The sequence below is a fragment of the Sphingomonas sp. genome, from assembly GCF_035758555.1.
GTDB lineage: Bacteria > Pseudomonadota > Alphaproteobacteria > Sphingomonadales > Sphingomonadaceae > Sphingomonas_B.
This window is the reverse complement of sequence record NZ_DASTXI010000077.1, coordinates 1-5,689: the sequence shown is the minus strand read 5'-3', so window position 1 is coordinate 5,689 and position 5,689 is coordinate 1. Positions and strand designations below refer to the sequence as shown.

The following is a 5,689-nucleotide window of genomic DNA, read 5'->3' as shown; positions in this document are numbered from 1 at the left end:
TGGGTGACGCCTTCCTCGGCCAGATCCTCCAGCGCGCGCTGCAGATGCTTGGCCTTCATCGGATCGGACAGCCGCACGCGGCGCAGGATTTCCGGTGCGAAATTCGGAATCCCGGTGAAGCGCAGGTCCTCGGCTTCGCTCAGCGTGTCGCCGACCCGCAGGGTGCCGTGGTTGGGAATGCCGATGATGTCGCCCGGCCACGCTTCTTCCGCGGTCTCGCGGTTCTGGGCGAAGAACAGGATCGGACTGTGCACCGCGATCGCTTTGCCGGTGCCGACCTGGTTCAGCTTCATGCCCCTGCGGAATTTACCGGAACACAGACGCATGAACGCGACGCGGTCGCGGTGCATCGGGTTCATGTTCGCCTGCACCTTGAAGATGAAGCCGGTGACGGCGGCATCGTCGGGCGAGACGGCCTCGGGCTCGGCCGGCTGCGGGCGCGGCGACGGGGCAAAGCGGGCAAGCGCGTCGATCAGCTCGGACACGCCGAAATCCTTCAGCGCCGATCCGAAAAAGACCGGCGTCAGGTCGCCGTGGCGATAGGCGACCTCGTCGAACGCGGCATAACCGGCGTCGATCAGCGCCAGCTCCTCGCCGACCGGCTCATGACCCGACAGGTCGGCGGGCGCCGTGGTGCCGTCTGGCCGGGTCAGCTCTTTGGTCTCCAGATTGTAGAGTCCCTCGAACGTGCCGCCCATGCCGACCGGCCAGTTCATCGGGCTGACGTCCAGCGCCAGGTCAGACGCGATCTCGTCGAGCAGGTCGAACGGGTGGCGGCCTTCGCGGTCGACCTTGTTGACGAACGTGATGATCGGGACGGAGCGCAGGCGGCACACCTCGAACAGCTTGCGCGTCTGCGCCTCGATGCCGCGCGCGGCGTCGATCACCATCACCGCGGAATCGACCGCGGTCAGCGTGCGGTAGGTATCCTCGCTGAAATCCTCGTGGCCCGGCGTGTCGAGCAGGTTGAAGGTGAGCCCGTCCCGCTCGAACGTCATCACGGAGGACGTGACGGAGATGCCGCGCTGCTGCTCGATCTTCATCCAGTCCGAGCGGGCGCGCCGCGCCTGACCCCGCGCCTTCACTTCGCCGGCGGCATGGATCGCGCCGCCGAACAGCAGCAGCTTTTCGGTCAGCGTCGTCTTGCCCGCGTCCGGGTGGGAAATGATCGCGAAAGTGCGCCGATCCGGGCGCGTGGTCGGTCGGGAATCCATGGAAACCTTGGCAAATGAGCGGGCGCGCTCGCCGCTTGAGCGCAGTCGACGGCCATGTAGCGATCCAATTGCCGCTTGACGAGAGGGCGCGATTGGAGTGGCGCTCCGCCGATGGATCTCGATGCGCTGATCGAGCATTATTTCGGGCCGGGCGATCTGGAATCGATGCCGCCCGCTGTGCTCGCCGAAGGCCGGGAGCGGCTGACGATCGATTTCGGCAAGGAGCAGGAGCCGGGCCGCAAATTCGCGCTCTGGGTGCTGATGGAGGCCCTCGGTTTTGCGCCGCTGCCGGCGGAGGCGTTTCCGAAGAATCCGGAACTGAAGCGCGCCGCCGACGACTACATCACTGCATCGGAGCAATTGTCGCTCGACGACTGAGCGTCGAGCGTCCCGGCCAGATTCGCGCGGACGATCGCTTCGGCGCTGTCGATCAGCATGCGCGCGGCGAGCATGTCGTTCCGCATGATCGGCATGATGCCGGCCTCCATCTCCGCAACCACTGCCTTGGCGTGCAGCGTTCGGACGAGCAGATGCTCGCCGATTTCGATCAGCCGATCGGCGACGCCCGGTTCGTGTGCGACCAGTGCCGTGAAGCAGGCGGCGTCACCATCGCCGTCGCGCAGTGCGTCCGCCCGAATTTCGGCAAGCCGCGCGTCGGCTGCGGCCAGCGCCAGGCGCTCGGGATGATGCTTGAGCGTGATCCGCGCCGCCTTGCCGGCGCATGCAGCGCCAAGACCCAGCGCCAGCGCGGCGGCTGCGCCCGAGCCCGGCGCCGGTTCCTCGGACGCAGTCGCTTCCAGCACCTCGGCTACCGACTGCCATGCGATCGATCCCAGCAATTCCGCCTCCGTTGTGCGACGTTCAGTCGACAACGCGCGTGACGCGATTCGGGCGCAATCGGGTCAGGCGTCCCGCTGGAACGGTGCGAAGGCGACGCCCGGCCGCGGCGTCTCGTCGACCTGCAGGCGGAATATGTCCGGCCGCGAATAATGGCCGACCGCGTCGAAATCGTAGCGGGCGCGGACGATGTCGCCGGTGTCGATCTCGGCGGTGACGAGGCCGGTCTCGTGCTCCAGCGGCCCGGCGAGCACGTCGCCCAGCGGGCCAACGATCATCGAGCCGCCGCGGATCAGGGGGCGGTCGGCGGGCCACCCTTCCGCCTCGCGCCCGAGTGCGGCGGGCGAGGGCTGGACTTGGCATGCGCTCACCACGAAGCAGCGGCCTTCGTGCGCGATGTGGCGCATCGATGCGCGCCAGACGTCGCGCTCGTCGACGGTCGGCGCGCACCAGATCTCGACGCCCTTCGCGTACATCGCGGTGCGGAACAGCGGCATGTGGTTTTCCCAGCAGATCGCCGCGCCGATCCTGCCGGCACGGCTTTCGACCACCGGCATCGTCGAGCCGTCGCCCTGGCCCCAGATCAGCCGCTCGGTGCCGGTCGGCATCAGCTTGCGGTGCTTCGCGGCCAGCCCGCGATCGGGATCGATGAACAGGGCCGTGCAATAAAGCGTCGCACCGGCGCGCTCGATCACGCCGATGACGATGGTCGCACCCGTGCGGCGGCTGAGGCCGGCCAGCGCCTCGACCTCCGGCCCGTCGAGATCGACCGCGTTGGCATGATAAGCTGCGAACGCCTCGCGCCCTTCCGGCATGCGATAGCCGAGCCGCGTGCCGAAACCCGAACCCTTCGGATAGCCGCCGAGCAGGGCCTCGGGCATCACGACCAGCGCGGCGCCGCTCTCCGCGATGCTTCGCTCGAAGGACTGGATCGCATCCAGCGTCGTGGCTTTGCCGTCCGGGTGAGAGCCGATCTGGAGCGCGGCGACGGTGGTTTTGGTCATGCCGCCCGTCCTGCCACCGTCGCGGCACTTGTCCAGCCCAGATGCGGCAGCGCGACCGACCGACCGCCGGCGAGGTCGGTGCGGATCACGATCACGCCGCGTTCCTCCATATGGCCGAGCATCCGCTTGACGCGGCCCATCGAGGCGGTGCCGTAGATGCGCGCGAGCTCGGCATCGTCAGGGCAGGGCGCGCCTTCCCGCGCGGCGCGGGCGAGCGCCATGAACGGCGCCAGCATTTCCTCCGGCAACGCGGCGGCGAGGGCGAGCGGCTCGGTCCATCCGTCCTCCCCGTCGATGCCGGCCAAAGCCAGCGCGAGCAGGCGACGGAAATCGGCGAGCGGGGGCACGCGCGCGATCCCGGCCATCCGGCAGCCCACCGTGAACTCCTGGTAGAGCGCCGGCGCGGGCTGGCCGGCGAAGCCGGCGGCCAAGCCCGAGAGGATGGAGCCGATGCGCGCTGTCCGTTCGCGTTCGTCGAGCGTCGGCAAATCGGGGACGGTAGGCGGCGCTTCAATCGCTCGGATCAACTCGGCCGGGCGCGCCGGTGGAGGGGGCGGGGGGGCGATCTCGCGCGGCGCGGGTTCGAGATTCAGCAGCAGCTCGGCGCCGGCATCCGCGTCCGGAAGCGGCAGCAGCGCCGGGGCGGCATTGTTCGTCCCAGTCTTCACCGGCCCGACGCCCACCAGCACCGGCCGCCGCGCGATCGCGGGGCCAAGCCCCAGGAACTGTCCCCGCTCAAGATCGCGGATCGCCTCGGCCTGGCGCCGCTCCATGCCCAGCAGGTCGGCCGCGCGCAGCATGTCGATATCGAGGAAGGTGCGGCCCATCAGGAAGTTGGACGCTTCCGCCGCGACGTTCTTGGCAAGCTTCGCCAGCCGCTGCGTCGCGATGACGCCTGCGAGCCCGCGCTTGCGCCCGCGGCACATCAGGTTGGTCATGGCCGACAGCGAGGTTTTGCGCGCGTCGTCGGCCACTTCGCCGGCCGCGGCAGGCGCAAACAATTGCGCTTCGTCGACCACCACCAGCGCCGGGAACCAATGCTCGCGCGGGGCCTCGAACAGCGCGTTCAGGAACACCGCCGCGCAGCGCATCTGGTCGTCGATTTCCAGCCCGTCGAGGCTCAGCACCGCCGACGCGCGATGCTCGCGGATGCGCGCGCCGATCGTCGCGACTTCGCCCAGCGAATAAGATGCCGCGTCGATCACCGTATGCCCGAACGCGTCGGAAAGAGTGACGAAATCGCCCTCCGGATCGATCACGACCTGCTGCACCGTGCCCGCGCTGCCTTCCAGCAGCCGGCGCAGCAGGTGCGACTTGCCCGACCCGGAGTTGCCCTGCACCAGCAGCCGCGTGGACAGGAGCTCGCCCAGATCGAGCGCGACTGACTGTCCCCGCTCGTTCACCCCAAGATCGACGCCGAAACTCATACGCCTGCGTTTCGGGCACGGGGGCGATTCTGGGCAAGGGCGAGGCGGCAAAAAACTGGGGACAATAATCAGCCCCTCTGCCCGCCGGCGAGAGGGCGACTCGCCCCTGCGGGCGGCCGCGGGGTGAGGGCAGAGGTCCGTGCGCGTAAATCATGCCCTTACCCTCCCAAGCCTGACGGCTTGGGCCTCTCCCTCTCCCGCGGGCGGGGAGAGGGGCTTTGCTCCGAGCCATTTGCGTCCTGCGCCTACGCCCCTATGGTCCGCGCAAACCAGAACGAGGGGACACCATGACGGGCCGTATCGCTGCGCTGTTGCTTGCCACCACCATGTTCGCCGCGCCGGCGCTCGCGGTCGATCCTCCGGCCAAGGTGCTGGAGGGAACCGCCGCTCAGTCGGGGCTGATCCCGCTGCATGTCGATCGCAAGGCCGGGCGGATCATCGCGACGCTGCCCGCACCGGATGGCGAGGGGATTTCGGGCCGCTACATCTACACCGCATCGCTGGAGACGGGGCTGGGCTCGCCGGCGTTGGGGCTCGATTATGCGCTGAACACCGGATCGCGGCTGCTGGTGTTCCGGCGCGTCGGCAAGAAGGTGCTGGCGGAGATCGAGAATCCCAAGTTCCGCGCGGCCGGGGCACCGCCGCATGAGCAGCAGGGCGTGCGGCGGTCGTTCGCGACCTCGACGATCTGGATGGGCGACGTCGCCGCCGAGCAACCGGACGGCAGCTTCCTCGTCGACCTGAGCTCCTTCGTCGCTCGCGACGATCTCGGCATCGCCCGTGCCCTGAAGGAGCAGGACGGCGGCGACTACAAATTGGTGCCCGAACTGAGCGTCGCCGATCCGAACGCGGCGCGCGACTTCCCGAAGAATGTCGAGTTGGAGGCGCGGCTGACCTTCACCTCCGCAAAGCAGGGGTCCGAGGTCGACAATATCGCGCCGGTAACGGGCAACGTCAGCTTCGTCGTGCGCCATTCGCTGATCGCGCTGCCGGAGCCGGGCTATGTGCCGCGCCGCTTCGATCCGCGCGCGGGCAGCTTCGGCACGCAGATCGTCGACTATGCCGCGCCGCTGGGCAGCCCGGTGGTGTACGAGCTCGCCAATCGCTTTCGGCTGGAAAAGACCGATCCGAACGCCGCCCGTTCGCCGGTCAAGCAGCCGATCACTTTCTATGTCGACAGCGCCGCGCCGGAGCCGGTGCGGACGGC

6 protein-coding genes are annotated in these 5,689 nt (G+C 68.8%); 2 read left to right on the top strand and 4 right to left on the bottom strand.

Translation table 11 applies throughout. The features are described 5' to 3' along the window. The coding region (locus VFT73_RS04990; RefSeq protein ID WP_326409063.1) for a peptide chain release factor 3 at positions 1-1,214 on the bottom strand (1,214 nt) is incomplete at its 3' end. Positions 1,215-1,325: 111 nt separating this feature from the next. Here VFT73_RS04990 and VFT73_RS04985 point away from each other — a divergent pair. Then, entirely contained in the window at positions 1,326-1,592 is a 267-nt protein-coding gene (locus VFT73_RS04985; protein ID WP_326409062.1) for a hypothetical protein, read from the top strand. On the opposite strand, the gene VFT73_RS04980 is transcribed toward VFT73_RS04985, so the two are convergent. The 3 genes from VFT73_RS04980 to VFT73_RS04970 all read right to left on the bottom strand — a co-directional run bounded on the left by VFT73_RS04980 (position 1,553) and on the right by VFT73_RS04970 (position 4,482). Further along, a complete protein-coding gene (locus tag VFT73_RS04980; RefSeq protein WP_326409061.1) occupies positions 1,553-2,053 on the bottom strand; it encodes a cyclodeaminase/cyclohydrolase family protein in 501 nt (166 codons plus the stop codon). The genes VFT73_RS04985 and VFT73_RS04980 overlap by 40 nt on opposite strands. 63 nt (positions 2,054-2,116) lie before the next feature. After that, positions 2,117-3,055 (bottom strand): carbon-nitrogen hydrolase family protein, encoded by a 939-nt coding sequence (locus VFT73_RS04975; protein WP_326409060.1) that lies wholly within the window; start codon positions 3,053-3,055, stop codon positions 2,117-2,119. Next, positions 3,052-4,482: an ATP-binding protein gene (locus tag VFT73_RS04970; protein WP_326409059.1), complete on the bottom strand. Its 1,431-nt coding sequence runs from the start codon at positions 4,480-4,482 to the stop codon at positions 3,052-3,054. The genes VFT73_RS04975 and VFT73_RS04970 overlap by 4 nt, the downstream gene beginning before the upstream one ends. A gap of 287 nt (positions 4,483-4,769) precedes the next feature. Between VFT73_RS04970 and VFT73_RS04965 the strand changes: the two genes are divergently transcribed. Beyond that, positions 4,770-5,689: DUF5117 domain-containing protein (locus VFT73_RS04965; RefSeq protein WP_326409058.1), on the top strand; the 920-nt coding region annotated here is incomplete at its 3' end.